The organism is Chlamydia trachomatis A/HAR-13, from assembly GCF_000012125.1.
Taxonomy (GTDB): domain Bacteria; phylum Chlamydiota; class Chlamydiia; order Chlamydiales; family Chlamydiaceae; genus Chlamydia; species Chlamydia trachomatis.
Genome location: NC_007429.1, coordinates 493394 through 519710 on the forward strand (window position 1 = coordinate 493394; position 26317 = coordinate 519710).

Sequence of the window (26317 nt, forward strand, 5' to 3'; positions counted from 1 at the left end):
ACGGCGCTCTACTATTCTGTTCCTTTCATAAGCAACAGCAGAGTTGCTATTTTCTTTTTAAATCCCTTCCCATTCAGGAAGGCAGAAGGATCTTGTTGGGTTATTTTATGACACGAATGAGTAAACAAGCTCGCCGTAGAGCTCAAAGTCCAAAAAAACGCAAGCCCGTTTATGCTGTTCAGCATCCACAAGATGCTCCAAGAATTGCTTTTAAGGCCCACACTAACACAGCAAAAGGTGTTGGCGTTTTTGTTCCTCAAATTGGTTAATTATTAGAGAAATAACATGTCTAGACATCGTAGTTACGGGAAGTCCGTCAAGGGAGAGACTAAGAGAAACGTTCTTAAGCGTTTTGAGCGCATCGAAGTGTTACGTAAATTAGGACGCTGGGACGATGCTACTGCTAAAAAAGCCACAGGGCTTCTTAAGACTCCTGCAATCAAGTAAGTTATATTTTTTTTGCTTATTTTGGATCGATCTTCTCCTCAAATTTTTATTTCTAACGAACAACAAGATGTTAGCATAGATTTACAATCTGCTCAGCGTCTTGTTGTTCTGTTTTTGGAACTACAAAAAGTTTCTACAGATCAGGTGTATGTTTATTTTCTAGACGACACAGCTCTTGCTCAGCTCCATGACGAGCAATTTTCTGATCCTTCCCCAACAGATACCATTACTCTTCCCATAGATAAGCCTGGAATTGCTTCCTTTCCTCATGTTTTAGGAGAGGCTTTTGTAAGCCCTAAAGCAGCTATGCGATTCTTGGAACAATATACCGAAGACCAATTGTATCATGAAATCTCGCGCTATGTCGTCCACTCCTTACTGCATATGCTAGGGTATGATGATCAAACCGATGAAGACAAACGCATCATGCAAGAACAGGAAGATGTATCCCTTTCCTTTTTAGCTGAACACCAGGCGTTATTACGTCCTGCAGTATAAAAGTCTTCGCTTCCCTCTAGAAATCTCTATATCGATAAAAATTTTTATCGTAACATGCAAGTAAGCCTCGAGTCTTTTTGTGGACTCTCCCAATAATTTCTTTTACAGGAGCTGGCTTTTTCGCCCCTCATCATGCTATATATTCTGCTGGCTATTATCGTTCTTTTTCTTTTCCTCGGCTCAGCAACTCACCGCAGAGCCTCTATTTCAGCATACGGAAGAGAAGGCCTTCCCCCTTTCTCTTCTTGTCCTAAAGTTCTTCCTCTCCTTTGTTTAATTTACGGAATGCTTGGAGCCCCAGTCTACCAGTACATCCATAACTTCTTCTCTCTGTCTCCCTCAATTTTTTGGCTCATTTTCCTATCTTTCGCTCTAGTTATTTACAAATTCTTACCCCTTTGCCCAGGCTATTCGGACGACTCCTTCAGCTACAAAGTTTCCTCATCTACAGTTAAAACCTTGGAAAACTGTCTTGCTGGCTTTAAAACACCTTCTATCACTGCTATGCAACAGACCCCTCCTCCAGAACCTCCCAATGAGCTATCCACGAATATCTCCTGTCTCGATCATATGATCGCTCGAGAAATTATGACTCCCAAAGCTGACATCTTTGCTTTACAAGGAGACACCCCGATTTCTCAAGCATTCCCTCTAATCATAGACGAAGGTTATAGCCGCATTCCTCTGTTCACAAAGAGTATTGATGACATCACAGGAATGGTTCTCGTAAAAGATCTGTCACCTGTTTACTATAAGGATCCTCATACCTCCCAACCTTTATCATCGATCGCCTATCCTCCCTTGTACACACCAGAAATACGTAGAGCCTCTCTACTCTTACAAGAATTTCGTCAAAAACGTTGTCACCTAGCGATTGTCGTTAATGAATACGGATTTACAGAAGGCCTTGTCTCTATGGAAGATATCGTCGAAGAAATCTTTGGCGAAATTGCAGATGAATACGATAACCAAGAAGATGTTCACCACAAAAAAATAGGAAATGCCTGGATTGTAGACGGACGCATGAACATTTCCGATGCCGAAGAGTGCTTTGGACTCCATATAGAACATGAAAGTAGTTACGATACTCTTGGTGGCTATGTATTCCATAAATTGGGTGCCGTACCTGAAAAAGGAATGAAAATTTACTATGAAGATTTTGCTATAGATATCTTATCTTGCTCTGACCGTAGCGTAGAAAAAATGAAAATCACTCCAAGAAGAAGAAAGCCTTTATCTTAAATACAACTACTTCTCAATGAAACACTAGTAAATCACACTCTCTGTAGCTGTTGTCCTAAAATGTATAGCCATAGTAGAAGGGAGATTACGAAAAGGTGCTTTTGATCGTGATATTTCATGCCTTTTCGTGCAATCTCTAGAATATAGTGCAGCCCTTTTAACTACTTAATCTTAGGAGCCCTATCCCAATGAGTAACTTTCAGAAAGAAGAACAAGGCCAAACAGGCATCCTTCATTTACAAGGGAAACTCGATGGTGTCTCCTCTCCAGCTGTACAAGAAAGTATTTCTGAATCTCTTTCCAATGGCATGAAAAACATTATTCTGGACTGCGGAGATTTAGATTACATATCTAGTGCAGGTATCCGCGTGCTTTTACAAAGCTATCACCAAGTAGGGAAAAATGCAGGGAAAATTGCTCTCACTTCTGTCTCTAAAACAGTGGAACAGACTCTTTATGTCACAGGCTTTTTGTCTTATTTTAAGGTCTTCGACTCTGTGAATGAAGCTCTACAAGCTTTAGCGAAAGAAAACAGTTAACCCTACCTTCAACTCGCTCTCTTTTCAAGTGATGCGTAGTTATCAAAGTTGTGTGGTCCTGAAAAAATTTTTGGTGTAACATAGCCTTTTCTTTGAAGATCCTCTGTAAAGCATGCGAAAGCAAAATTTTTACAGATAAAGGACTTCCTGGTTACTCGAACTTATATATTAGTTGCTATGCGCAGATCTGTTTGTTACGTTACTCCTTCAGTTGCTAGGGCTGGTCAAATTTCTACCTGGCGTTTCGAATATTCTTCAGCTAATTTCCTTCCCGAAGGCACATTGCTAAAATTTGACCTGGGAATAGACGGACGCCCTATAGACTGGGAGATTCCTTCTACAGATCTTTCTCAACCATGTAATACAATTTATTTAGAAACGCCTTCCGAGGATATTGTGGCTGCAAAAGCTGTGTATGCTCCCGGAGGCTATATCCCTACTTTCGAATTTACTCTCCCTTGTGATGTGGAAGCTGGGGACACTTTCTCTATTATTCTTGGCTCCTCTCCCAACTTCCCTCAAGAGGACTCTTCAGGTAATGGTGCTCAATTATTTACTCAACGCCGTAAACCTTTCTCTCTTTATGTTGACCCATCAGGGAAAGGATCTTTTGAAGATCCCGATATCTTCACAATGGATATCAGAGGAAATGTATTAAAAAATATCCGGATTTTTGCTCCTTCTTATGTGATCAAAAACAAACGCTTTGATATTACAGTGCGCTTCGAAGATGAATTTGGGAACTTAACCAATTTCTCCCCAGAAGAGACCCATATCGAGCTTTCGTACGAACATCTTCGCGAAAACCTCAATTGGCAATTGTTCATCCCTGAAACAGGCTTTGTGATCCTTCCAAACCTGTATTTCAATGAACCAGGTATTTATCGTATTCAACTACGCAATCAAGCAACAAAAGAGGTCTTTACATCAGCGCCTATCAAATGTTTTGCAGAAACCTCCTCTCATCTTTTGTGGGGGCTTCTACATGGAGAATCTGAACGTGTCGACTCTGAAGGTAATATTGAGTCTTGCTTGCGTTATTTTCGTGATGACTGCGCGTTAAACTTTTTTGCAACATCCTCTTTCGAAATTCAAGATGGCCTGACCCCAGAAACCATTAAAACCATTAACCAAACCGTTGCTGATTTTAATGAAGAAGATCGTTTCATTGCCTTATCCGGAGCACAGTACCTTTCTGAAGAGCCTGGCGAGGGAATTCGTGAAGTATTGCTGATGAAGGAACCCAAATCCCCAGGGAAACATAAAGAATGCAAACTATTTCCTTTATCTAAGCTATATAAGCAATCAACTAGTCATGAGTTAATCTCAATCCCCAGCTTCACTGCTTCAAAGAAATTTGGATACAATTTTAATAATTTCCATCCTGAATTTGAAAGAGTTGTTGAAATTTATAATGCCTGGGGATGCTCTGAAAGAACTGAAGCTGAAGGAAACCCTTTCCCTATTAAAGGTTCTATCGACTCAGAAAATCCAGAGGGAACTGTTCTATCTGCTTTAAAGAGAAACCTGCGTTTTGGATTCGTAGCCGGTGGTCTTGATGATAGAAATCTATACAATCACTTTTTTGATTCCGATCAACAGCAATACTCCCCTGGATTAACAGCTGTGATCTGCAATAAATATTCTCGGGATTCCTTACTCGAGGCATTATACCAACGACAATGCTATGCTACAACCGGCCAAAGAATTATCGTGAATTTCCAGATTACATCTGCTCCTATGGGCTCCGAACTCTCCACAGCCATTAAACCAGGGCTCGTGATCAATAGACATATTTCGGGATATGTAGCAGGAACTGCCAAGATTGCGTCGATCGAAATCATCCGCAATGAGGATATTCTCCATACCTTCCACCCAGATGGAAATAACTTTGAGTATGAGTACGACGATCTCTCTCCTTTTGCACAAGTCACTCTAAAAGGTCCTCAAAATGGAGCTCCTTTTGCTTTTTACTACTTACGAGTCACTCAAGAGAATGGAGCTATGGCTTGGAGCTCTCCTATTTGGATAGATCTTAACTAAAATAAGGCCTTCATGACTTCTTTATTTCTACTCGTCTGTTGCGCTACAGCCCTTCTCAGTATAGGAGTAACAGCTGTTTTGATAGGGTCTTTCCTACTAGGAAGACCCCTATCTAAAGGATGTGGCCGCAGCGACTGCTGTCAGAAAAAGAAGTCTTGTCCCCGTGAAAAGCAAAACTCACAAACTGATAACTACTATGACGACTCTTCCAGCTCGAATCCTACCTAAAAGCGCATGTCTTAAAACTTTATTTGATGACTATTTATCTGGAGCGCGTCTTTCTGAAGAACAAGCTTTACAATTACTTCTCGTTGATGCTGAGGATCAACAAGCTTTATGGAGCTTTGCTGATCTTATTCGTGCCAATCGTGTTGGTGACACAGTTTTCTACTCGTCGACCCTTTATTTATACCCTACAAACTTCTGTCAGTTTAACTGTACGTTTTGTTCTTTCTATGCCAAACCAGGGAACCCTACAGGATGGTTCTTTACTCCAGATCAACTCGTACAATCTATAAAAGAAAACCCTTCTCCCATTACAGAAACGCATATTGTAGCAGGATGCTACCCCTCTTGTAATCTTGCTTACTATGAAGAGCTCTTCTCCAAAATTAAGCAAAATTTCCCAGATCTACATATTAAAGCGCTCTCAGCTATCGAGTATGATTATCTGTCAAAATTAGACAATCTCCCAGTTAAAGAAGTCATGCAACGCTTGCGTATCGCTGGCCTTGATTCTATTCCTGGTGGGGGTGCTGAGATCTTAGTCGATGAAGTCCGAGAGACCCTCTCGCGAGGCAGATTATCTTCCCAAGGATTCTTAGAGATCCATGAAACAGCGCATTCCTTAGGAATCCCTAGCAATGCTACCATGCTGTGCTACCATCGAGAGACTCCTGCAGATATAATGACACATATGAGTAAACTGCGCGCTCTTCAAGACAAAACTTCTGGCTTTAAGAATTTTATCCTCCTCAAATTTGCGTCAGAGAATAATGCTTTAGGAAAGCGTCTACACAAAATGACTTCAAGACACTCGATTCCTCCTGCAACTATTATTGCAGTTGCTCGACTATTCCTAGACAACATCCCTAATATTAAAGCTCTATGGAATTATTTAGGTCTCGACGTTGCTCTACACTTGTTATCATGCGGAGCCAATGATTTGTCTTCCACTCACCAAGGAGAAAAGGTATTTCGAATGGCCTCTTCCCAAGAGCCTATTCGTATGGATATTGAAGGGATGTCCCATCTCATAATACAACATGGTCGTATCCCATGCTTAGTCAATTCCAAGACCGTTTAAACATTGGTTGTGTACGCTACGTTAACGCTTTACCTTTTTCTAGCGGCTTATCACAAGCTCCAGGCGTCTCCTTGCTTATGGATACCCCTACCAATCTGGTGCCTAAACTCCTGTCACGAGAAATAGATTATGCGTTAACCTCTGTAGCAGCAACATTCTCTTCTCCCTTACACAGAGTATCTTCCTTTGGGATCGCGGCTTATAAAAAAATCCTAAGCGTAAACTTACATGCTACTTCGCAATTTTTTGCTAAGGAAGCTCCTCATATAGCGGCTACTAAAGAGAGTCTTTCTTCTATTTTGCTGCTACGAGTTCTATGCGAAAACCTATGGAATATTCCGTTCCCTTCCGTTACCCTACTTTCCTCGGACAGCATTCTTACACAAGCTGAACACTATGATGCTTTATTATTGATAGGAGATACGGCATTACGCCATCCTATAATCCCAGGATTCCACACTTATGACCTAGCAGCTTCTTGGTATGACCTGACTGCAAAACCTTTTGTTTTTGCTGGGATTCTCAGCCTTTCTTCAACTATTTCATTTCAGCTTCAACAGGAGTTCTCTTCCGCATTGAATTATTTTCAGAATCATAAACAAGATATTACCAGCAAAGCAGCTGCATTACTAAAACTCCCAGAATCGCTTATGCAAGAATACTATACTTTATGTCGCTATGAGCTTTCTGAAGAGGATTTTGCAGGGTTAGAACAGTTTAGAGACTATTATGACCGACTTCCACAACAAGCCAAATATCCAAATCATGTTCGATTCTCTTGCGCCTACCTATGATAAAATCAATGGTATTCTATCATTAGGCTTGCATATAGCTTGGAACAATGCTTTGGTTTCTCTCTTAGGAGAAACTAACCATCTATTAGATTTATGTGCAGGAACAGGCCGGGTAGCCCTATCTTATGTCCAGAACTATCCTCGAGCCTCAGCAACTCTTGTTGATTTCTCAACAAAAATGCTAGAAAACGTCCAAAAACGCCACCCCTCAGCTCCATTCTCCTATATTACGAGTGACGTAACACACTTGCCGCTTCCGGATAATACGTTTCGTTTAGCTTCTATGGCCTATGGATTACGGAACTTATCCTATCCATTAGAGGCTCTTAGGGAAGTGTATCGAGTATTACAACCTGGAGGACACTTGGGTATTCTAGAACTGACACGCCCAGCAACATATAACCCAGTTTACCTGCTACACAAGCTCTATCTAAATCTTGTTGTTCCTAGCGTCGGCCGTTTTTATTCTGGGAACAGCTATGCTTATTCGTATCTGAAAGAAAGTATCCGGGATCTCCCACGCGATGCCGCTCTCGAAGCAATCTTTCATGCAGCGCATTTACGCCCTATCCGGAAACGCAAACTACTTTTTGGCACAGCAACCATTTGGATTTTAGAGAAGTAAAACTACCAAACCTTAAAAGCAAGGCTTATGAACGGCTCTTCTTACGCCCACGTTTCGTAGTTTTCTTCGGTTTGATTTCCTCTTCTTCGTCGTCGTACTCCTCGTCGAAGAAATCCCCAGTCTCTCCATCGCTATCGTAACCAAGCTTAGCGGATAATTCTCGCAAAGAATCAAAACGCTCAGAAAACTTAGCTAAATTCAACTGGTCTTCCAGACGCCCTCCTCCTCGCAAGTGTGCGAGGAATTCTTCTTCTGTATCAAATTTTTCAGAAAAAGTAAGCGAAGAAGGAGATGTTATCTCTGGTAAAAATAGAAAACGTCGTGCCACCGAAGGGACTTTTGTATAGATATCGCTCGATATGGTCGTCTCAGCTTCAACCTTTGCCGACTGTTTAGGAGGTCGCCCTCTTTTTGGACGAGGGTTTAAAGCCTCGTTCGAATAGTATACTTTAGATTTGTTTAAAAGAAGCTGACGCGCCTGTGTTAACTCTTTCGATACCTTGGCATCGAATAGATGTACCTTCAGTTGTTCTAAAATGTGCTTAGAGAAATCAAGGTCTTCTTCAAAGACAAACTGAAACTGATTATTACGAAGCCACTCAATGATGCGAATACGAGAACGCTCAACATAAAACTGTTGCCACTTTTCCTGCTCAGTCTCATGGTCATATAAAAACTCTAGAAACTGCTCTCGCGCATTCTTAGACTGCACTATCTCTAAAAATTTTTCTTTAGTATCGATATCGTAAATTTTTTCGTTTACAAAAGTTTCCATGATCTTCTTAATTTCGTAGAAGGTCAATTTTGGAATCAAGCAATACCGATCCGCATTTTCTTCCAATTCCTGATAAATTTTATCTAGATCTTCCTGATCTTTATCAAGATCTATGTAAAAGATAAACCCTTCTACCCGATCTAAATAGAAATCTCTCTCGTCATCAGACTTCGAGAAGGCGTCCATCAGGCGTAGAACGCGTAATAAAAGAGGATTTTGAGGTACAGGATATGTCGTCATAGGCTCCAGTATAGGGGATGCTCTGTTAGATAGCAACTCTCTCTTGTGTTATCCTCAATTTTATCCAAAACGTCTTGATTTAGGCTCTAACCACCCAAAGTTCTCACTACGATTCAATAGGCTCACAGGACCCTCTAAAAATACCTTGCCTTTCTCAGAAAAAATCTTAATCAGATTTCTACTACGAGAACACACCGCTATAGAGAAATCTTGTCCTAGAGAAAAGATATCCGCTGCAACCAAAGCACTTGCCAACATCCCTGTCCCACAAGATAAGGTTTCTCGCTCACAACCTCGCTCATAAGTATAGACAAGCAGTAGATCATCCTTCTTCCGCTGAACAAAATCTACATTTACACCTTCAGGAGCAAAATCTTCATGATAACGCAAGAAAGACCCCCATTCTTGTACGGGAACCTTACTTAAATCAGAAACGAAAACCACGACATGCGGAACCCCTGCATCAATAAAAAATACTTGTTCCGGCATACCAGGCAACACATGCGTTAATTTCCGCTCAGCTTTTTTCCAATCAGGTAATGTCATATCAACCAATACCCGATTCATAGAAAAGAACTTACCTTGGTAAACACCACGTTCTGTTTCAATAGAAACATCTTCAAGTCCAAAGCACTGGGCTACGTGCGCCATTGCGCACCGCAACCCATTCCCGCACATAGATGCGATAGATCCATCACTATTAAAAACAGTGAGTTTAGCATCTGCTATTTCAGAAGACTCTACACATAAAAACCCATCAACCATCTCTTCCTGGCATAAAAACAGAACATCCTCAAGAGAAGGCATCGATTCTCCCAAAATGAAACTGTTTCCTGCTCCAGAATATAAAAGATATCTACAAGTCGTTAAAAGAGAAGAGAATCCCATCTAACAGTCCAAACTCCATTGCTTCATTTGCACTCATCCACATATCTCGATCGATAGCTTTCTCTATCACCTCTCGAGATTGTCCAGTTGCCTCGACATACACATCAATAATGCGTGCTTTTGTTTTTAAAATTTCACGAGCATGAATATCCAAGTCCGTGGCTTGACCAGTAATGGTTCCTCCAATAGAAGGCTGGTGAATCATAATGCGCGCATGAGGCGTAGCAAAACGTCTTCCTGGAACAGCACACAAACTCAATACAGATCCCATAGATGCTGCTAAACCTGTAACAACTGTAGTCAAAGGAGAAGAGATCATTTTAATTTGGTCCCAAACAGCAAACCCAGCATCAACAGACCCTCCAGGGCTATTAATGACAAATACAATTGGCTGCCCAGGATTGGTGAGTTCCAAATACCAAAGCTTTTTGATGGCTTCTGTAGCACTTTTCTCCGTTACAGGTTCGGAGAAGAAAATACGACGAGAATCCAACAACTTTCTATCTATGACATCTTGCAACTTATGCATCATTTCCCCTTCAGGCATAGAGTCTCCCACTAAACTAGCGTTTCCAGATCGATTTCAGGATAAAGAGGGAATCTTCCTAATAAATCAGCCACACGTTGTCTCGCTTCCTGAGCGATCCCTTCTGACAGCTCTCCCTCACTTTTACTAGAACCGCTCTCAGCATTGCTTCTCACAGTAATATTTCGCAATACTTTCACGATAATATTCGCAACTTCTTCCATTTCGGCACTGCCCATCCCTAGCGTTGTCAGAGCTGGAGTCCCCAATCGAATACCAGAAGTCTTCCACTGCCCAGAGGCATCTGAAGGAATAGTATTACGATTTACTGCGATACCTACTGAGGTTAACATATCTTCTGCAATACGTCCAGGGACTCCTAGAGAAGTTAGATCAATAATCAACATGTGATTATCTGTCCCGCCAGTGAGTAATCGTAGCCCGTTCCGCTGGAACACTTCAGCCAAAGTCCGTGCATTCTCTACCACTTTATGCGCATACTTCCTGAAATTGATCGTCATAGCTTCTTTCAGAGCAATAGCTTTAGCAGCTATAACATGAGGAAGTGGGCCGCCCATCATTAGAGGACAAGCCTTGTTCAAGGTATTTGCATATTCTTTTTTAGCTAGAACCAATCCACCTCTTGGCCCTCGCAAAGTCTTATGCGTCGTCGTTGTCACGATATCTGCATAAGGCATAGGATTTTCTTCTCCTACAAACACACCTCCAGCAACCAAGCCTGCGAAATGAGCCATATCCACCCATAAAACAGCGCCACAGTCTTCTGCAATTTGCTTCAAGGTGGCAAAGTTTAATCGTCTAGAATAAGACGAATACCCTGCGATCAGAACGGTGGGCTTATGTTCTTTCGCTATTTTTGCTATCTCATCATAATCAAATAATTCAGTATCTAAATTCACCTCATAAGGGAGACAATGCATTAATTTAGACATGATATTCATGCGCACAGTCCCATGTGTCAGATGCCCTCCAGAATTTAAAGAGGGGCCTAGGCATTTGTGCTGAGCCATCTCAGCTTTTAATGCTTCGTATTCCTGCTCAGGCAGATCATTGATCGTTTTATATCCCAACCGTTGAACCGCAGGGCTCTGGATCTTCTGTGTAATGATCGACATGATCGCTAATAAATTCGCATCGGCTCCAGAATGAGGCTGAACAAAAGCACTTTCCGCACCAAATAATTCTTTTGCCGTCTCTGCGCATTCCCATTCAATTGCATCCACATTCTCGCAACAGGAATAAAATCGTTTGAATGGGCTCCCTTCACAATACTTGTCTGTAAGTAAATTCCCCATAGCAAGTTGCACAGATAGAGAAGAAAAGTTTTCTGAAGCAATCATTTTTAAACGAGATCGCTGACTCTTTAATTCTTGTACAATGCTCTGTCCTATAGATGGAAAAGCGTGTAACAGATGATCTAATGATGCTAAATAGGCCACTGATGCCAAATTTTGCTGACTTTTGTCGGAAATATTTCTCAGATATCTATCCAATAACGATGCCATATTTCCACCTCCACTGATTAAACCTTGCAAGACCTTGCAGAGGCACTCTTTATCCTCTACCCACTCTCCCTTATCCTTTATGGGAATCTAATCTTTTGATGAGAAAGTCTAAACTTTCTAGGAGAAAGAGGATTTATTTTAACTATAACTATAAGAAAAAGAAACGATGCTTCCAAGACCATTACCAAGCGCCCCATTTTCCCTAGTCGCTTACCATAAGGTGCTTTAATACCATTGCAGCTTCAGTTGATCATATTCTTACAGCAAAAGTCAAGAAGCTTCCTACTAGGAAAAAAGCTTCTCTTCTATTTAAAAAAAACTCTAACATGAAACCTTTTACACAAGAGATCTCCCTCATCGATCATGCCTCTGTACTTAGGCCTCAATCCATCCTCTGCTAAACAATATTCTGCTGTTTTTCAGCCTATTATTCGCATAGTCCCTTTTTCAAAACACGTTCCTCAAATACGACATGCTAGGAAGTTCCTTGTATCAACTTCCCATATTTTGTTAACAAGCCCCTCTTCTACCGCTTGTTTTTTTTCTTCCATTAGGAAAAGAATCCCTTTATCCCTGTTCAGGAATAAATCCTTCGTTACCATAGGAGAAGCCACTTCTTCTCGTGTAAAGGCCTTTCTCCCCAAAGCTAATATTGTGCAAAGCGCATTCCCTCAAGCAGAAGCATTTCTTCCCATCCTATCGACTCTTCCTTCCAGCTCCTCCCTACTCTATCCTCACTCTGTACTCGCTCGTCCCATTCTCCGCTCTCTTCTACAAACACTCCCTTTCTCCTCCTTTTCCTATCCTCATTACACAGTTAAACCCATTACACTTTCCGTAAGTACCTTTCTTCCCCATAAAACTATTATTCTCACTAGCCCTTCTATCGTTCGTGCCTATGCACAACTATTTCCCTGCCTCCCTGATAAAGAACACTGGTGTCTAGGAGAGATTAGTGCAGCAGAATTCAAACAGATATTTCACACTCCTCCTTCCAAAATTCTTTTTTCAACTAAAGAACCGACAGGATGTTGATAACAATCTTTCTATTTATTTTAATGAAGATCTCTTCAAGAAGTTGTGAAGAGATCTTACCTCTTTTAGAGAGCATATAATTCCTGTCCCCTTTGCAAGCACATGACCGAAATCCCTTCTTCTTTTGTTCTTCCAGATCCTGAATGGATATATCGTGTAGGTATTGGTCAGGACAGTCACCGTTTTCTCCCTGACGAAGATCCCAAGCCCTGCATATTAGGTGGCATTATTTTTGAAAATACTCCAGGATTCGAAGCTAATTCGGATGGAGATGTTGTCTTCCATGCTATATGTAATGCGTTTTCGTCTGTAACGCACAAAGGTATTTTGGGAGGACTGGCTGACGAGCTTTTGAAAACAAAAGGCATTACCGATAGCGTAGTCTATCTACAAGAAGCTGTCGCCTCTTTAAAACCTACACAACAAGTCTCGCATCTAGCTATTACTATAGAAGGGAAGCGTCCTAAACTGCTCCCTCAGTTACCGAGTATGCGCAAGAGAATAGCCGAGGTTCTTCACATTCCTCTAGATTCCATTAACATTACAGCCACTTCTGGAGAAGGCTTAACTGCCATGGGACAAGGATATGGTGTTCAATGCTTTTGTGTTTTAACTATTATGGAATATTGTCGGTATTAGTATACGTCTGAAACTAGTCTCTTCTGTGCAATCAGCTCTCGTACCGCCTTAGGACCTAATATCTGCTCTAAAGCACGTTTAACTTCCGTACCAAGGATTTTTTTCCCACAAACAAAAAAGAAAGCTTCTTGTTCGTAGACTTCTTGTATAAGTTCTTTTTGTTGCTCTATAACATTCTGAACATACAATTTAGACTCGGAATCTCTGGAAAAGGCTGTGAATAACTGGAGTTTTCCTGAAACGATCAGCTCCTGGAGAAAATCCCGGTAATAGAAGTTACTTTTCTCAAAACGCTCTCCAAAGAATAGAATATTGGAGCCTACGTCCTGATGGTATATTCGATGTTGTAAGAACCCTTTGTACGGAGCGATACCTGTCCCTGCTCCGATCATAATTAAAGGTTTCCCAAAATTTTTCTGCTCCAAAGTAAAATGCCGCGTCGGTTGTATAAACCCACGAAAAGACTCTCCCTCTTGTAAGTCCTTACATAAAAAAGCCGAACATAATCCATAGCGCAGCTGCGTTTTACCTTGGAAACTAACACAGCGCACGAGCAACTCTAGCTTCCCATGAGAACATGTTGGAGAAGAAGCTATAGAATAAAATCGAGGCAATAAAGGCATCGCACTCCGAATAAACTCTTCAAAAGGAATACGCGGCTGGTAAACCAAAATAGCTTCAGCTAAAGACCAGGTATCGTCTAAATCCCCTGGGAAAAAAGGTCTTAACGATTTTGGAATTTTATCTAAGTCTACGTAACTAGTAAGAAATTCGTGAAGAGGGAGAACAGAATCTGCATGCCGAGATACGACAGGAGACCTGGGGCCATACTGTAAAGCATCTAGAACTGAATCGACTAATATGGAAGGATTTGTTGGGAATACCCCCAAAGAATCCCCAACTTTATAGGAAATCTCAGAACGAACCGGATTACATAAAACCTGAAAAACAGGATCCGAACAAGTATTCCCAATATCCGATGTGGAAGAACAAAGCTCACGTGAATGTAAAAACATCCACTGAGCTTTGAATTTAGAAAATAAAGACATTTTTAAATCAAAAGAATTAGGCAGCCTTGATCTTAATATCTACTCCAGCAGGCAAAGACAACATTTTCAAAGCATCAATCGTCTTTCCTGTAGGATCTAAAATATCAATTAATCGTTTGTGAGTACGAATTTCAAACTGCTCACGAGATTTTTTATCTACGTGAGGAGATCGCAACACCGTATACACTTCTCTCTTTGTTGGTAGAGGAATTGGACCAACAACACGAGCTCCAGTTCTTTTAGCAGTCTCAACAATATTTGCTGTAGACTGATCGAGTTGCCCTTGGTCAAAACCTTTCAAGCGAATCCGAATTCTTTGTTTTTGCTGCTTCATATATTCCTTACTTCTTAACAATCTCTTCTTGAATTTTCTGAGGAACTTTAGCAAAGAATGCAGGTTCCATAGTCGACGTAGCTCGACCAGAAGTTAATGATCGCAATGAGGTCATATATCCAAACATTTCGCTCAAAGGAACTTCTGCGCTGACCTGCGCCATGTTTCTGGAAGATTCCTGACCTAAAATCTTACCTCTACGACGATTCAAGTCTCCAATCACATCTCCAAGATGATCTTCTGGAGTAATAACCGTTACTTTCATAATAGGCTCTAAGATCACAGGAAGAGCTTTTCTACAAGCTTCTTTTACAGCCATCGATCCGCAAATCTTAAAGGCCATCTCACTAGAGTCCACCTCGTGATAGGATCCGAACACAATGCTTACCTTGACATCGACTAATCCATATCCAGCCAGCACTCCGGAATTTAATCCCTCTTCGACCCCTTTAATTACAGCTGGGATGTACTCTTTAGGAATTACCCCTCCGACGATCTTACTGACAACCTCGTTTCCTTTTCCAGGTTCATTTGGCTCAATTTCCAAGCAAACGTGAGCATATTGTCCTCGACCACCAGACTGCTTAACGTATTTCGTTTCACTGTTACTTGTTTTTGTGATCGTCTCTTTGTAAGAAACCTGTGGCTTACCAACGTTAGCTTCAACTCTGAACTCTCGGATCATACGATCACGGAGAATATCTAGGTGCAATTCACCCATTCCAGAAATAATCGTCTGTCCTGTTTCTTCATTAGTAGAAACTCGGAAAGTTGGATCTTCCTCAGAGAGAGCACTCAAAGCCTGAGCTAACTTCTCTCTATCCCCTTTAGACTTAGGCTCAATTGCCATATCAATCACAGGTTCTGGAGCTTCAATACGTTCTAGCACAATCTCTTGGTTCTCATCGCAAAGAGTATCCCCTGTTACTGAGAATTTTAGCCCTACACACGCACCAATGTCTCCGACAGTAAACTCGTCCCTATCGGTTCGCTCGTTAGCATGCATTTCCAGAAGTCTTGAGATTCGCTCTTTCTTATCTTTGGTCGAGTTAAGAATGGCAGAACCCTTCTTCAAAGTTCCAGAGTAAATACGGATAAAAGTAATACGTCCAACATAAGGGTCAGTCATGATTTTGAATGCTAAAGCAGCCAAAGGACCGTCTTTTGAAGGCTTCAAGGAGACTTCTTCTCCAGTCTTCAAATTAATCCCACGAACATTCCCACGATCAAGAGGAGAAGGCAACCACTTCACAATAACATCAAGAAGCTGTTGAACACCTTTATTTTTGAAAGCACTTCCGCAAAGAACTGGATTGATTTTACCTTCAATCACTCCTTTACGCATTACAGTATGGATTTCTTCTTCTGTGATAGAATCTGGATTCTCCAGCACTTTCTCCATAAAGGCTTCGTTGCTTTCATCAACGGTAGCTAGTTCTTCTAATAATTGCATTCTCAGCGTTGCGCACTGCTCTTGCAAATCTTCAGGAATCTCGCGCTCTTCCCATTTAGCTCCTAGAGTCTCTTCAAGGAAATACAGAGTTTTTTGAGAGATCAAATCTACCATTCCCACAAATTGGCTCTCAGAACCGATTGGACAATGAACAGGAATAGCGTTAGCTCCCAGCTTTTCTCTCATGGACTCGATAGCGCCAAAGTAATTCGCGCCCATACGGTCCATTTTATTTACAAAAGCAATCCGAGGCACTCCATACTTATTCGCCTGTCTCCAAACAGTTTCGGATTGAGGCTCGACTCCAGAAACAGCATCGAAAACGGCAACAGCACCATCGAGAACTCGCAATGAACGCTCTACCTCAATAGTAAAGTCAACGTGCCCAGGAGTATCAATAATATTAATCTTTGCACCCAGCCAGAAAACGGTCGTAGCAGCAGAGGTAATGGTAATTCCTCTTTCTTGCTCCTGTTCCATCCAGTCCATGGTTGCTCCACCTTCGTGGACCTCACCGATCTTATGAGTTCTTCCCGCGTAGAAAAGAATTCGCTCTGTTGTTGTTGTTTTACCTGCATCGATATGCGCCATGATACCGATATTTCTAATCGCGTCTAAACCGAACTCTTGATCGCTCATCGAACTTTTTTGCCTCTCACACACGAATGTTAAACGTTATCTTACCACTTATAATGAGCAAATGCTTTATTTGCTTCAGCCATGCGATGGGTGTCCTCGCGTTTCTTAATCGTAGCCCCTTGTTTATTGAAGCAATCGATCAACTCATTAGCAAGACCGACTTCCATACATTTCCCTGGCTTAGAACGAGCATGCTTGATAATCCATTGCATAGCAAGACAGCTTCTTCTATCAGGAGCCACTTCAACAGGAACTTGGTAAGTAGCACCACCAACTCTGCGAGAACGCACTTCAAGAACAGGCTTCGCATTCTCCAAAGCTTCTTCGAATCCTTCTAAAGGATTCTCTAAGCCTAATCTTTTAGCAAAACGCTCTAAAGCACCGTAAACAATCTTTCTAGCGATGCTCTTCTTCCCGTGCAACATTACTTTGTTAATAAATCTTTCTAAGACTACGCTCCCGTAAACAGGATCGCCTGGAATGACCTTCTTCTCAGCCGCATGTCGTCTTGACATATAAACTCAACCTCTTCGTATTTCTTTTCTTTAGGTTTAGGGAACCAGCCTACTTAGGACGCTTTGCGCCGTAGCGAGAACGGCTCTGTTTTCTATTTTTTACGGCAGCACAATCTAAAGCACCTCGGACGATGTGATAACGCACCCCTGGCAAATCCTTAACTCTTCCGCCTTGGACTAAAACGATGCTGTGCTCCTGCAAATTATGACCCTCTCCACCGATGTAGGCAATTACCTCTTGTCCATTAGACAAACGAACCCAAGCAACCTTACGCAAAGCTGAGTTAGGTTTCTTCGGAGTTTTAGTTTTTACCTGAAGACAGACCCCTCTTTTCTGAGGAGACTTTTGTAAAGCTGGAGATTTCTTTCTAGTTGCGCCAGACTGACGCTTCTTACGTATTAACTGATTAATCGTCGGCATGTACTCTTCTCGATTCAACCTCTCTTACAAACAGGGAAATATAGAATAAGAATATCTTTGTTTGCAAGGGGTTATTTCTAGGTCTAGTAAGAGTTTATCGATCTCTATAACAATTTTATTAAAAAACATTTCCTCCAAAAGATTTTCTTAAAACAAGCCTTCCCTAAAAATAATTAATAAAAAAAGAGTTAAATCCTTGCTGATAAAATGTTTTCTTCGAATACTGTTAGTTCAAAAACTTGAAAACAAGACTTGTATCATGAAAGTTGTTGTGAATCCTACTCAAGAATATTCACAAATTTCAACTCCGGTATCGCCGCAAAATCAACGTGTTACGTTTTTTCGAAATACCGCAATGCTAACCTGCAGCCTTTTGTTCACGCTGTGTTCGGCAGTCCTGTTTATTATTGGTCTTTTTCCTCAAACCACTATTCCTTTTGCTGGAGCATTTTTTGTCATCGGGATGTTTCTAGCCTTTTCAGCACTCTGCATCTTTCTTATGGCTCTTATCTATAATGTGAAGAACTGGCTATCTCACAGACCTATTCCTCTTCCACTATTTTCCAATATAAATTTTCTTGTCACAAAAGAAAAATAACCCTCCGTTACCTTTCCTTTCTGAGAAAAAAAAGTTTTTTTTCAGAGCGAGTAGGTAAACAACCAAGTACTTGGGTTTTTATACAACAAATACCGACTCAAGTTTGCGGAACTCCTGTCGAAGATACGAATAATCACGATTAATAGAGATATTCGTAATGATGAGATTCGCTCGCTTTTGTCTGCTAGTTTTAACCCTATTTCCACAACTTGCGTTTTCAGCAGAGCCTCTTCGACGACAAGATGTCCGCAAAACCGTAGATAAACTAGTCGAACATCATATTGATACGCAACAGATCTCTCCTTACATTCTCTCTCGATCTTTGGAAGATTATGTTCGTTCTTTTGATTCTCACAAAGCGTACCTTACTCAAGACGAGGTCTTCTCCCACGCTTTTTCAGAAGAAGCAACACGTCCCCTATTTAAGCAATATCAAGAAGATAACTTTTCTTCTTTCAAGGAATTAGATACCTGTATCCAACAAAGTATTTCTCGAGCCAGAGAATGGCGCTCATCCTGGCTCACTGATTCCATACGAGTAATTCAAGATGCCATGTCTCATACTATTGAGAAAAAACCAAGCGCTTGGGCTTCTTCAATTGAAGAAGTAAAGCAAAGACAATACGATCTTCTTCTTTCCTACGCATCTATCTATTTAGAAGATGCAGCAAAAAATCGTTATCAAGGGAAAGAACATGCTTTAGTTAAACTCTGTATCCGCCAGATTGAAAACCATGAAAATCCTTATATCGGCATTAACGATCATGGATACAGAATGTCTCCAGAGGAAGAGGCCAATAGCTTCCATGTTCGTATTATCAAATCTATTGCTCACAGCCTAGATGCGCATACCGCCTACTTTAGTCAGGAAGAAGCTCTATCCATGAGAGCTCAGCTGGAGAAAGGCATGTGTGGCATAGGAGTCGTGCTTAAAGAAGATATTGATGGGGTTGTGGTTAAAGAAGTCCTTGCTGGAGGCCCTGCTGATAAAACGGGTAGCCTTCGTGTAGGTGATATTATTTACCGTGTAAATGGGAAAAATATTGAAAACACCCCTTTCCCCGGGGTTTTAGATTCTCTAAGAGGTTCTCCAGGATCCTCCGTTACTTTAGATATCCACAGACAAAATAATGACCACGTCATTCAGTTACGTCGTGAAAAAATTCTCTTAGATAGTCGTCGTGTCGACGTGTCTTACGAGCCGTACGGTAATGGCATTATCGGTAAGATCACCTTGCACTCTTTCTATGAAGGAGAAAACCAAGTATCGAGCGAACAAGATCTACGTAAAGCCATTCGAGAATTACAAGAAAAAAACCTGCTTGGCTTAGTTCTTGATATTCGAGAGAATACGGGAGGATTTTTATCTCAAGCCATCAAAGTGTCTGGGTTATTTTTAACGAATGGGGTTGTGGTTGTCTCCCGCTATGCAGATGGTTCGGTAAAACGCTACCGCACTATTTCTCCTCAAAAATTTTATGATGGGCCGCTAGCTGTTTTGGTTTCTAAAAGTTCCGCTTCGGCAGCAGAAATTGTTGCACAAACACTCCAGGATTACGGAGTAGCCCTGATCGTGGGAGATCAACAAACTTATGGAAAAGGAACCATCCAACATCAGACTATCACTGGAAGCAACAGTCAAGAAGATTTCTTTAAAGTGACAGTGGGGAGATATTACTCTCCTTCGGGAAAATCCACACAACTCGAAGGAGTGAAATCAGACATTGTTATCCCCTCACGTTATGCAGAAGATAAACTCGGAGAACGCTTTTTAGAGTATGCTCTACCAGCTGATCAATACGAAAATGTGATCAATGACAACCTGGGAGACCTAGATATCAACATCCGTCCTTGGTTTCAAAAATACTATTCTCCACATTTACAAAAACCAGAACTGGTTTGGAGAGAAATGCTTCCTCAGCTTGCTCACAATAGCCAAGAACGTCTTGAAAAAAACAAAAACTTTGAGATTTTTGTCCAACACTTGAAAAAAACAAACAAACAGGATCGATCGTTTGGAAGCAACGATCTGCAAATGGAAGAAAGTGTGAACATCGTTAAGGATATGATCCTTCTAAAATCTATATCATAAACTCCAGCTCAATAAAATCTGGGAGGAGAACTCTTTCCTCCTCCCTTTCCATACATCATCTCTCAGCAGATCATCCATAAAAACTGCTGCTATCATCTTTTGCCTATAGAGCAATCTCTTATCATTGGGTCTGATCCACCAGACTATTTCTTCTAGATAGAGATTCCACTACCCCATCTATGGCATTCAACCTCTCATCAGTAAACACTTTATTAGAGTTGTTTATCTGCCCATCATCGATGATATCTTCTGAAGTCTTTAATACCTTCTTACATAAGATCCATCTCTCCGGAGAACAGTGTCCTTCCATGGATAAAATTCCTACGCAGATATTCACGCATCCCAAAATAGCAGGAATAGCTACTAGATAGATGGCATTTACAAACGAAGCTGCCGAAACTAGGAATATCAAAGTAGCAATCACTAAAAGTAGTCCTATCACCACTAATCCCACCTTAAATGCAGTGGAAGATAGAAGATTCGATATACGCTCTTTCAGTGTTAATGGTGCAGAACTAGTGGAAATATCCTGTGCCGAATTGGAAGATCCAGCTCCTTGAACAACGGGTACAGTGCTCATATTTTACATTCCTTTTTTGGTTGTGAGCAGGGAGTCTACACAAACACTTGTTTTTTCAAAAACCCATCTAGAATATGCTCTGAGACCGAAAATGAACTCTTTTATTTTCATATAGATAACAAAAAAAAGCCGCCCAGGAATCCCTGGACGGCACCTACACATCGATAAAATCAAAGATTAATAGATGTGTGTATTCTCTGTATCAGAAACTGGAACAGTCAATGTATCGGAAGAAAGAATCGCTTCCCCACGAGCATCTCCAGCTGATACTGCTTTCAATGTTACAGAAAACTCTACAGTTTCTTTAGAACCTAATCTAGGTAACGAATCGAATACTACTGTATTGCCTGTAATCGTTCCTTTAGTTGGTCCAGAGAAGGATACAGGTTGCAGTTCTTTAGAGAATTTAAGCATTAAAGAAACATTTGTATCTTCTGCAGAACCTCTGTTGGTGACACAAATACGGTAAACAGTATTTTCTCCTACACAAACAGGGTCACAAGTATCTACTACGCACATATGAGTAGCAGCAACTCCTTTCCAGTAAGTTGTCGCTTCTGCGCAAGAAGTACAAGTACCACAGTCAGAGCAGCTCTTCACAACAACATTATTTGTGAATTGTCCAGGAGTTTGTGCTCTTACTAGAACTTTATACTGTAGAGACTCTCCAGGATTCAGTTCTTTCACAGTCCAAACTACTTTATTACAAGAAATTTGAGCTCCTGCAGCTTCAAGAACTGTGACTCCGGGAGAAAGAGTGTCTTCAACGACGACATCTCGCAACACAAGATCTCCAGGATTGGAAACGGAGATCACATATTCTACAGGCTTACAAACATAAGACCAATCTGCTCCTGCAATACTTACTTGTACGCAAGGCTCGTTGATCACAGTTGTTACGCTTGCTGTATTTTTATGTCCTCCACAGTAAGAAACCGTTGCTATATTGGTAGCACGACCACGTTTAAGCGGACAAAACTCTACAGTAATTGTTCTGTGCTCTCCAGGTTGCATATCTCCAAGAGTAAACGTCAGTACACGCTGTCCAGAAGAATGAGCGTAACCATCTGGAACAGGATTTTCAACAACAACGTTACGAGCTGTTGCTGTTCCTTGGTTCACTATATTAATTTTGTAAACTACTGGGCAACGCAAACAAGCATTCTCTGGGCCTTCTTGTTTAACACAGATAGCAGGTTGTCCACATTTTGTAACCGAACGGATCTCTGGACAAGCGCATACTGTTGCAGCTGTAAAGCAGCAACCTTCTTTAAGAGGTTTTACCCATACAGTAATTTTACTCTTTTCGCCTTGTCCTAAGCGGTCAATTTTCCAAACTAGCTTACCATCAGCAGTAGGAGTTGTCGCTGGATCACTGCGTACGAACTCTGCTTCACATGGTAATTGCTGAGTAATGATAACATCAACACAATCCCTTTTACCTGTAGCAGTAATTTCAATAGGATAGGGAGATCCTACCGTAGCATATTCAGGAACAGCTTGTGTGATTTCAACATTGCGATCATCATTAACTTTGACTGTATACATTCTGCCAAAGCAAGAATCCTGTTTAGGTCCTGTAGCTTTAGACTCATGAACCGGAGCAACCTCTTTACGGTCTACGGGAGTCTCTTTGCTGTGGTTTTTTCTTGCTTTTTTGCTTTTATGAGAAGTGTTGTCTTTCGCTTTGGTGTCAGCTAAGCTAATAACGTTTGTAGAGAGAGACTCTGCCATAGAGGTCTCTAACACCCCGCTAGCAAATAAACTCGCCACACTAGTCACCGCGAAGATCGTCACTGCTCGTCTGATGAGTTTGTTCATAGGATCTCCTATTCGCATAGATTATTTTTTGTCTGCCATCGGGTACAAATTGTTATTAACTAACTTTTACCCTCAACATTTTCTTGTTAGCCGAAATAGTTAGTAAGGAAGCCAACTTCCTTACTAACTACATCTGTTGTGGGTAGGCTCTTAACTTGCGCTACCTATTGTCTGCATTTGCCGTCAACTGGAATTCCTCTAGCTTGAGGGCCATGTTTAGCATCTTGGTGCGTATCCCCTCCGCAAGGTTTGCAAGCTGGGACATACCCGTTACAAGAGTTGCAACCACCGTCTACGTCTTTCTTCTTAGATTCACAAGGTGAACATTGGATAGGTGCGCATGGATCTTCGAAGCAACAGTCAACGATACGACAACAACTACTTAAAGAAACAACACTACATAAAGCAGCGAGTAAAGCAGTTTTTTTCATAACTTCCAGACTCCTTTCTAGAAAAGGGCTCTTGAAGTTTCTTTTATCGATAAAAGCAATTCTTTTAACAATAAAAGAAACTAGCCCTCATAGACAATATTACATTATAAAATAAAAATTATATCAATTGTTTTTTAAAACAAATCGTCTAATAACAGGTAATTAGCAAATCAAAGCAAACAAAATAAAATAATAAACAGCTCGGATTCAAAGAGATAAGTTTGCCTACAAACAAAACAAACTTCGATAGAATAAATAAACTAAAACTAAAATCTATCTAAACTATAGATAACAAACAGACTAACTATATAATACAAGAATCGGAGGGATGAAAAAATGAAAAGATTTTTCCTTTTTATTGTAGCTACTGCTGCCCTCCTGACACAAGGGTGCTCCTATGAACCCCCGAAAAGGGAGTACATCTTAGCCCAGAAGTGCTCCCCTCTTTTCAAACACGCCCGAACCTTAGATTTCTCTCTAGCTCAAGCAGTATTTGAAATGACCTTCTTTACCAAAGCACCACCCTGTGTATCAAGTCTTGAAGAATTGTCTCAAAATTAGAAGTCTAAAAATCTAATGTCTTCAAGAGGCTGATCCTGCAACGCTTTGTCGACTTGCTGCTGCACTTTCTTGGATACTCCTCCCAATAGATTTTGAGCATAGGTCAGCCGTGCTCGCGTCCTAGCCTTACCTAGTAATTCCATCGAATCAAAAAGAGGAAGTCCCTGTTTTGCACCAGTAATAGCCACATATAGCAGAGGGATTACAGCCTTCTTATGATGCACTTGAAAAGCCTCTGCTAACCATTTAGATCCTTGATAGAAGAAATCTTTCTCCCATAGATCCTTCTTCTCTAAATACTTCACTAGGCTATACAACATGACTGCAGCCTGCTCTTGCTTAAGCGAAGATGGCAATAACTCCTCTTTACTATATTGAGGAATCGCAGTGAAAAAGAAGCTGGTTAACCCAACGAAATCGGCTAACGTAGTGATACGTGATTGACAGAGAGGAAGAATTTTCAATAAAAACTCGTCATTCCAGAGCCACCCCTTCAATTCTTGTAAGAGACTCTCTGGAGATCCTTCGTGGTTAAGATAGTGTTTGTTCATCCAGTCTAACTTACGGATATCGAAAACGGCTCCGGATCTTCCAATTCGTTTAGGATCAAACGCTTCTATCAAACGCTGCATGGAATAAATCTCTTCATCCCCTTCCATACTATACCCCATTAGGGTCAGGAAATTCATGAACGCTTCTTTTTTGTATCCAGCATCCCGATAGTAAAAAATAGAAGTAGGATTCTTTCTCTTGGAAAGCTTACTTCCATCAGGATTTAGAAGAAGCGGCATATGGAAAAACTGCGGAGGCTCCCACCCAAAAGCTTCGTAAAGAAGAAGGTGTTTAGGTGTAGAACTTAACCACTCTTCCCCTCGCAACACATGGGTAATCCCCATCAAATGATCATCAACTACATTAGCAAAGTGATACGTAGGGAACCCGTCTGATTTAACCAAAACTTGATCGTCAACATCTGCCCAAGGGAAAACGACACAACCTTTGCATTGATCTTCAAAAACACTTTCTCCCGTCAAAGGCACTTTCAAACGAATGGTATAAGGCTGTCCTTGCTCTTCTCTTTGTCGAACTTCCTCTGGAGATAGGTAACGATACCGGCGATCGTATCCTCCTCTGTACCCCAGAGTACTGGCAACCGCCCGCATTTCCTGCAATTCTTGAGGAGTAGCAAAACACTTGTACGCACAATCTGTTTGTAAGAGGATCTCTGCGTATTTTTTGTAAATCTCTGTGCGTTCGGACTGCCGATAAGGGCCATAAGCTCCTCCAACATCTGGACCTTCGTCCCAACGAATTCCGCACCACTTGAGGGCGGAGAAAATATTTGCTTCATAATCGTCCCGACTTCGAGTTTGATCCGTATCTTCAATCCTCAAAATCATTTGCCCATTATATTTTCTTGCAAAAACCTCATTAAACAGAGCCATATAAGCAGTCCCCACATGAGGATCTCCTGTAGGAGAAGGGGCTACTCTAACGCGTACATTTTGGACAGTCATTCGCTACTAACCCAGGAAAGGAAACTTTTCTATCTTTATGAAATGAACACCCCGTCCCGGGTTCCTGTCCTATGAATCAGGCATAAAATCGGACCGTTCAAAGCCCTATGTTCCTAAACGATACCAGAGAGATTCATTCTTGGCGACTTTAACAAAACTAAAATAACGAGTTTTTCGGAGCTCTTTTTCAACAAAAAAAAAGCCCCCCTCCGGAATTCCGGAGGAGGCCCAAGCTCTCCCCTGCTGTGCCCTTACAGAGAAGGCTCTATCTCTATGAGATAAAATTTTCTGCGTCTGCCAGCAAATCTGCGCCCAAAGCCTCAAAACCCTCTCTCATGGCTGCAAGACTTTTCCCTTTGCGCTCAGCTTCCTTCTTCAGATAATCGTTTCGATATCTGTCTACTTCCGAAACGTGAATGACCCAAGCAGATCCCCGACGCTCTCCTTTCATAGCACCAATGCGTGTAGCATAGTAAATCTTCTGTTCAGGAACATCCAGCATGGACGCCACTTGTCCCACGGAATAAAAGCCTTTCTCGTTATCAAACAGAAGCTCTCCTTGATAAGTAGATTTAGCTCGTGAATAACGATTACGTCTGTAATCCTCTAGATCTTGCAAATCTATTTCCCAACGAGTAGTCTTCGATGCTTTTAATTTCTTCTGTTTAATAGCAACATAGATAGCCTGACGAGTCACATTATGCAACTTGGCAGCCTGAGTAATCGATACTCTTTGCGAAGTAACAGGAACAGCATTCTCTTCTTGCTGCTGAACTTGAACTTGTTCTGCTTCGACCCCTGTATCTTGTTGTAAGCATTCCATACGACTGTTTAGTCCTCCCTCGTCCACTTAAAAATAAATCCTCTCATCTTGGCCTGTCTTGTGAATAATGGCTCTGTGACCTTCTAACCCAGTCTCTTAGAGCTATGCTTATTGAATCTCTAAGTCGGACAAGCCCTTTCCACTCTATTCTCTCTTCCTAGTTTAGCGAGCGCTTACTGAAAAATTGCAAAATCCTTAAAAAGAGAAGGTAACATTTTCCCAACAAAAAACTTATTAATCAAGCGGTTTGTTAAAAATAAATGCTATTTTTGAAACAAAGTTTTGTAAAGTTTTTTACAATAGGAGAGATTTTGTCCTCTCCCCTACTCTGAGACGACTAGAGAGGATAATACAGACTTC

Annotated in this window: 29 protein-coding genes; 15 read left to right on the top strand and 14 right to left on the bottom strand. The window is 41.2% G+C overall.

The features are described from left to right. The first annotated feature begins 107 nt into the window (after positions 1 to 107). The 10 genes from CTA_RS02270 to ubiE all read left to right on the top strand — a co-directional run bounded on the left by CTA_RS02270 (position 108) and on the right by ubiE (position 7494). Complete coding sequence (locus CTA_RS02270; protein WP_009871774.1) at positions 108 to 269, top strand: hypothetical protein; 162 nt, start codon at positions 108 to 110, stop codon at positions 267 to 269. A 16-nt stretch (positions 270 to 285) separates the two neighbouring features. Then, on the top strand, positions 286 to 447 hold the full coding sequence (locus CTA_RS02275; protein ID WP_010725196.1) for a small basic protein: 162 nt from the start codon (positions 286 to 288) through the stop codon (positions 445 to 447). A gap of 12 nt (positions 448 to 459) precedes the next feature. Then, positions 460 to 945 carry an rRNA maturation RNase YbeY gene (gene ybeY / locus CTA_RS02280; protein WP_009871776.1) on the top strand — a complete coding sequence of 162 codons (486 nt, stop codon included), beginning with the start codon at positions 460 to 462 and terminating at the stop codon, positions 943 to 945. A 132-nt stretch (positions 946 to 1077) separates the two neighbouring features. Then, a complete protein-coding gene (locus CTA_RS02285; protein ID WP_009871777.1) occupies positions 1078 to 2187 on the top strand; it encodes a hemolysin family protein in 1110 nt (369 codons plus the stop codon). Between the two features lie 188 nt (positions 2188 to 2375). After that, positions 2376 to 2726, top strand: coding sequence for an anti-sigma factor antagonist (locus CTA_RS02290; RefSeq protein ID WP_009871778.1), 351 nt, complete (start codon positions 2376 to 2378; stop codon positions 2724 to 2726). A 177-nt stretch (positions 2727 to 2903) separates the two neighbouring features. Further along, on the top strand, positions 2904 to 4769 hold the full coding sequence (locus CTA_RS02295; RefSeq protein ID WP_011324731.1) for a DUF3604 domain-containing protein: 1866 nt from the start codon (positions 2904 to 2906) through the stop codon (positions 4767 to 4769). A gap of 12 nt (positions 4770 to 4781) precedes the next feature. Beyond that, complete coding sequence (locus tag CTA_RS04875; protein WP_011324732.1) at positions 4782 to 4997, top strand: hypothetical protein; 216 nt, start codon at positions 4782 to 4784, stop codon at positions 4995 to 4997. Further along, positions 4966 to 6075, top strand: coding sequence for a CofH family radical SAM protein (locus tag CTA_RS02300; protein ID WP_009871780.1), 1110 nt, complete (start codon positions 4966 to 4968; stop codon positions 6073 to 6075). Before CTA_RS04875 ends, CTA_RS02300 begins: the two co-directional genes overlap by 32 nt. Then, the gene (locus tag CTA_RS02305; protein ID WP_011324733.1) at positions 6048 to 6869 is read left to right on the top strand and encodes a menaquinone biosynthesis protein; all 822 of its coding nucleotides are present in this window, start codon (positions 6048 to 6050) and stop codon (positions 6867 to 6869) included. The genes CTA_RS02300 and CTA_RS02305 overlap by 28 nt, the downstream gene beginning before the upstream one ends. Then, on the top strand, positions 6805 to 7494 hold the full coding sequence (gene ubiE / locus CTA_RS02310; protein ID WP_009871782.1) for a bifunctional demethylmenaquinone methyltransferase/2-methoxy-6-polyprenyl-1,4-benzoquinol methylase UbiE: 690 nt from the start codon (positions 6805 to 6807) through the stop codon (positions 7492 to 7494). Before CTA_RS02305 ends, ubiE begins: the two co-directional genes overlap by 65 nt. A 25-nt stretch (positions 7495 to 7519) precedes the next feature. Here ubiE and CTA_RS02315 read toward each other — a convergent pair whose 3' ends face one another. Genes CTA_RS02315 through CTA_RS02330 form a run of 4 tightly spaced genes read right to left on the bottom strand, consistent with a single transcriptional unit; the run spans position 7520 to position 11449 of the window. Then, positions 7520 to 8509 carry a UPF0158 family protein gene (locus tag CTA_RS02315; RefSeq protein WP_009871783.1) on the bottom strand — a complete coding sequence of 330 codons (990 nt, stop codon included), beginning with the start codon at positions 8507 to 8509 and terminating at the stop codon, positions 7520 to 7522. A 60-nt stretch (positions 8510 to 8569) separates the two neighbouring features. Further along, positions 8570 to 9397 carry a bifunctional diaminopimelate epimerase/glutamate racemase gene (dapF, locus tag CTA_RS02320; RefSeq protein WP_011324734.1) on the bottom strand — a complete coding sequence of 276 codons (828 nt, stop codon included), beginning with the start codon at positions 9395 to 9397 and terminating at the stop codon, positions 8570 to 8572. Then, positions 9366 to 9944, bottom strand: a complete 579-nt coding sequence (locus CTA_RS02325; RefSeq protein ID WP_009871785.1) for an ATP-dependent Clp protease proteolytic subunit — start codon at positions 9942 to 9944, stop codon at positions 9366 to 9368. Before CTA_RS02325 ends, dapF begins: the two co-directional genes overlap by 32 nt. Before the next feature lie 11 nt (positions 9945 to 9955). Further along, positions 9956 to 11449 carry a glycine hydroxymethyltransferase gene (locus tag CTA_RS02330; RefSeq protein WP_009871786.1) on the bottom strand — a complete coding sequence of 498 codons (1494 nt, stop codon included), beginning with the start codon at positions 11447 to 11449 and terminating at the stop codon, positions 9956 to 9958. Between the two features lie 363 nt (positions 11450 to 11812). Here CTA_RS02330 and CTA_RS02335 point away from each other — a divergent pair, with 363 nt between their 5' ends. Both CTA_RS02335 and ispF read left to right on the top strand, forming a co-directional pair. After that, complete coding sequence (locus tag CTA_RS02335; protein WP_009871788.1) at positions 11813 to 12484, top strand: uroporphyrinogen-III synthase; 672 nt, start codon at positions 11813 to 11815, stop codon at positions 12482 to 12484. Between the two features lie 102 nt (positions 12485 to 12586). Beyond that, positions 12587 to 13123 carry a 2-C-methyl-D-erythritol 2,4-cyclodiphosphate synthase gene (ispF, locus tag CTA_RS02340; protein WP_011324735.1) on the top strand — a complete coding sequence of 179 codons (537 nt, stop codon included), beginning with the start codon at positions 12587 to 12589 and terminating at the stop codon, positions 13121 to 13123. Here the strand turns inward: ispF and CTA_RS02345 are convergent. The 5 genes from CTA_RS02345 to rpsL are packed head-to-tail and all read right to left on the bottom strand — an operon-like array spanning position 13120 to position 17534. After that, on the bottom strand, positions 13120 to 14172 hold the full coding sequence (locus CTA_RS02345; RefSeq protein WP_009871790.1) for a sulfite reductase flavoprotein subunit alpha: 1053 nt from the start codon (positions 14170 to 14172) through the stop codon (positions 13120 to 13122). The two genes, ispF and CTA_RS02345, sit on opposite strands and share 4 nt — an antisense overlap. A 16-nt stretch (positions 14173 to 14188) precedes the next feature. Next, positions 14189 to 14506: a 30S ribosomal protein S10 gene (rpsJ, locus tag CTA_RS02350; protein ID WP_009871791.1), complete on the bottom strand. Its 318-nt coding sequence runs from the start codon at positions 14504 to 14506 to the stop codon at positions 14189 to 14191. A gap of 7 nt (positions 14507 to 14513) precedes the next feature. Next, entirely contained in the window at positions 14514 to 16598 is a 2085-nt protein-coding gene (fusA, locus tag CTA_RS02355; protein WP_009871792.1) for an elongation factor G, read from the bottom strand. Between the two features lie 41 nt (positions 16599 to 16639). Further along, positions 16640 to 17113 (bottom strand): 30S ribosomal protein S7, encoded by a 474-nt coding sequence (gene rpsG, locus CTA_RS02360; RefSeq protein ID WP_009871793.1) that lies wholly within the window; start codon positions 17111 to 17113, stop codon positions 16640 to 16642. Between the two features lie 49 nt (positions 17114 to 17162). Further along, the gene (rpsL, locus tag CTA_RS02365; protein WP_009871794.1) at positions 17163 to 17534 is read right to left on the bottom strand and encodes a 30S ribosomal protein S12; all 372 of its coding nucleotides are present in this window, start codon (positions 17532 to 17534) and stop codon (positions 17163 to 17165) included. Positions 17535 to 17793: 259 nt separating this feature from the next. On the opposite strand from rpsL, the gene CTA_RS02370 reads away from it, so the two are divergent. Together CTA_RS02370 and CTA_RS02375 are read left to right on the top strand one after the other, a co-directional pair. Further along, positions 17794 to 18132, top strand: coding sequence for a hypothetical protein (locus CTA_RS02370; protein WP_009871795.1), 339 nt, complete (start codon positions 17794 to 17796; stop codon positions 18130 to 18132). A gap of 157 nt (positions 18133 to 18289) precedes the next feature. After that, entirely contained in the window at positions 18290 to 20224 is a 1935-nt protein-coding gene (locus CTA_RS02375) for a S41 family peptidase (protein WP_010725198.1), read from the top strand. A gap of 121 nt (positions 20225 to 20345) precedes the next feature. Here the strand turns inward: CTA_RS02375 and CTA_RS02380 are convergent, their stop codons facing one another. From CTA_RS02380 to CTA_RS02390, 3 genes are all read right to left on the bottom strand, one after another. After that, entirely contained in the window at positions 20346 to 20804 is a 459-nt protein-coding gene (locus CTA_RS02380) for a cysteine-rich outer membrane protein (protein WP_011324736.1), read from the bottom strand. A gap of 177 nt (positions 20805 to 20981) precedes the next feature. Then, positions 20982 to 22643 carry an outer membrane complex protein OmcB gene (omcB, locus tag CTA_RS02385; protein ID WP_009873002.1) on the bottom strand — a complete coding sequence of 554 codons (1662 nt, stop codon included), beginning with the start codon at positions 22641 to 22643 and terminating at the stop codon, positions 20982 to 20984. Positions 22644 to 22789: 146 nt separating this feature from the next. Next, entirely contained in the window at positions 22790 to 23056 is a 267-nt protein-coding gene (locus tag CTA_RS02390; protein ID WP_009871799.1) for a small cysteine-rich outer membrane protein, read from the bottom strand. A gap of 336 nt (positions 23057 to 23392) precedes the next feature. On the opposite strand from CTA_RS02390, the gene CTA_RS02395 reads away from it, so the two are divergent. Further along, on the top strand, positions 23393 to 23617 hold the full coding sequence (locus CTA_RS02395) for a lipoprotein (RefSeq protein ID WP_009871800.1): 225 nt from the start codon (positions 23393 to 23395) through the stop codon (positions 23615 to 23617). On the opposite strand, the gene gltX is transcribed toward CTA_RS02395, so the two are convergent. Together gltX and CTA_RS02405 are read right to left on the bottom strand one after the other, a co-directional pair. Next, positions 23614 to 25134: a glutamate--tRNA ligase gene (gene gltX / locus CTA_RS02400; RefSeq protein ID WP_009871801.1), complete on the bottom strand. Its 1521-nt coding sequence runs from the start codon at positions 25132 to 25134 to the stop codon at positions 23614 to 23616. The two genes, CTA_RS02395 and gltX, sit on opposite strands and share 4 nt — an antisense overlap. 271 nt (positions 25135 to 25405) lie before the next feature. Next, on the bottom strand, positions 25406 to 25957 hold the full coding sequence (locus CTA_RS02405) for a helix-turn-helix domain-containing protein (RefSeq protein ID WP_009871802.1): 552 nt from the start codon (positions 25955 to 25957) through the stop codon (positions 25406 to 25408). Between the last annotated feature and the right edge of the window lie 360 nt (positions 25958 to 26317).

What these genes read in the sequence shown, in the direction of transcription:
- CTA_RS02270 (WP_009871774.1), top strand. Translation starts at nt 108, where the DNA reads ATGACACGAATGAGTAAACAAGCTCGCCGTAGAGCTCAAAGTCCAAAA.
- CTA_RS02275 (WP_010725196.1), top strand. Translation starts at nt 286, where the DNA reads ATGTCTAGACATCGTAGTTACGGGAAGTCCGTCAAGGGAGAGACTAAG.
- CTA_RS02285 (WP_009871777.1), top strand. Translation starts at nt 1,078, where the DNA reads ATGCTATATATTCTGCTGGCTATTATCGTTCTTTTTCTTTTCCTCGGC.
- CTA_RS02290 (WP_009871778.1), top strand. Translation starts at nt 2,376, where the DNA reads ATGAGTAACTTTCAGAAAGAAGAACAAGGCCAAACAGGCATCCTTCAT.
- CTA_RS02295 (WP_011324731.1), top strand. Translation starts at nt 2,904, where the DNA reads ATGCGCAGATCTGTTTGTTACGTTACTCCTTCAGTTGCTAGGGCTGGT.
- CTA_RS04875 (WP_011324732.1), top strand. Translation starts at nt 4,782, where the DNA reads ATGACTTCTTTATTTCTACTCGTCTGTTGCGCTACAGCCCTTCTCAGT.
- CTA_RS02300 (WP_009871780.1), top strand. Translation starts at nt 4,966, where the DNA reads ATGACGACTCTTCCAGCTCGAATCCTACCTAAAAGCGCATGTCTTAAA.
- CTA_RS02305 (WP_011324733.1), top strand. Translation starts at nt 6,048, where the DNA reads ATGCTTAGTCAATTCCAAGACCGTTTAAACATTGGTTGTGTACGCTAC.
- ubiE (WP_009871782.1), top strand. Translation starts at nt 6,805, where the DNA reads ATGACCGACTTCCACAACAAGCCAAATATCCAAATCATGTTCGATTCT.
- CTA_RS02315 (WP_009871783.1), bottom strand. Translation starts at nt 8,509, where the DNA reads ATGACGACATATCCTGTACCTCAAAATCCTCTTTTATTACGCGTTCTA.
- dapF (WP_011324734.1), bottom strand. Translation starts at nt 9,397, where the DNA reads ATGGGATTCTCTTCTCTTTTAACGACTTGTAGATATCTTTTATATTCT.
- CTA_RS02325 (WP_009871785.1), bottom strand. Translation starts at nt 9,944, where the DNA reads ATGCCTGAAGGGGAAATGATGCATAAGTTGCAAGATGTCATAGATAGA.
- CTA_RS02330 (WP_009871786.1), bottom strand. Translation starts at nt 11,449, where the DNA reads ATGGCATCGTTATTGGATAGATATCTGAGAAATATTTCCGACAAAAGT.
- CTA_RS02335 (WP_009871788.1), top strand. Translation starts at nt 11,813, where the DNA reads ATGCCTCTGTACTTAGGCCTCAATCCATCCTCTGCTAAACAATATTCT.
- ispF (WP_011324735.1), top strand. Translation starts at nt 12,587, where the DNA reads ATGACCGAAATCCCTTCTTCTTTTGTTCTTCCAGATCCTGAATGGATA.
- CTA_RS02345 (WP_009871790.1), bottom strand. Translation starts at nt 14,172, where the DNA reads ATGTCTTTATTTTCTAAATTCAAAGCTCAGTGGATGTTTTTACATTCA.
- rpsJ (WP_009871791.1), bottom strand. Translation starts at nt 14,506, where the DNA reads ATGAAGCAGCAAAAACAAAGAATTCGGATTCGCTTGAAAGGTTTTGAC.
- fusA (WP_009871792.1), bottom strand. Translation starts at nt 16,598, where the DNA reads ATGAGCGATCAAGAGTTCGGTTTAGACGCGATTAGAAATATCGGTATC.
- rpsG (WP_009871793.1), bottom strand. Translation starts at nt 17,113, where the DNA reads ATGTCAAGACGACATGCGGCTGAGAAGAAGGTCATTCCAGGCGATCCT.
- rpsL (WP_009871794.1), bottom strand. Translation starts at nt 17,534, where the DNA reads ATGCCGACGATTAATCAGTTAATACGTAAGAAGCGTCAGTCTGGCGCA.
- CTA_RS02370 (WP_009871795.1), top strand. Translation starts at nt 17,794, where the DNA reads ATGAAAGTTGTTGTGAATCCTACTCAAGAATATTCACAAATTTCAACT.
- CTA_RS02375 (WP_010725198.1), top strand. Translation starts at nt 18,290, where the DNA reads ATGATGAGATTCGCTCGCTTTTGTCTGCTAGTTTTAACCCTATTTCCA.
- CTA_RS02380 (WP_011324736.1), bottom strand. Translation starts at nt 20,804, where the DNA reads ATGAGCACTGTACCCGTTGTTCAAGGAGCTGGATCTTCCAATTCGGCA.
- omcB (WP_009873002.1), bottom strand. Translation starts at nt 22,643, where the DNA reads ATGCGAATAGGAGATCCTATGAACAAACTCATCAGACGAGCAGTGACG.
- CTA_RS02390 (WP_009871799.1), bottom strand. Translation starts at nt 23,056, where the DNA reads ATGAAAAAAACTGCTTTACTCGCTGCTTTATGTAGTGTTGTTTCTTTA.
- CTA_RS02395 (WP_009871800.1), top strand. Translation starts at nt 23,393, where the DNA reads ATGAAAAGATTTTTCCTTTTTATTGTAGCTACTGCTGCCCTCCTGACA.
- gltX (WP_009871801.1), bottom strand. Translation starts at nt 25,134, where the DNA reads ATGACTGTCCAAAATGTACGCGTTAGAGTAGCCCCTTCTCCTACAGGA.
- CTA_RS02405 (WP_009871802.1), bottom strand. Translation starts at nt 25,957, where the DNA reads ATGGAATGCTTACAACAAGATACAGGGGTCGAAGCAGAACAAGTTCAA.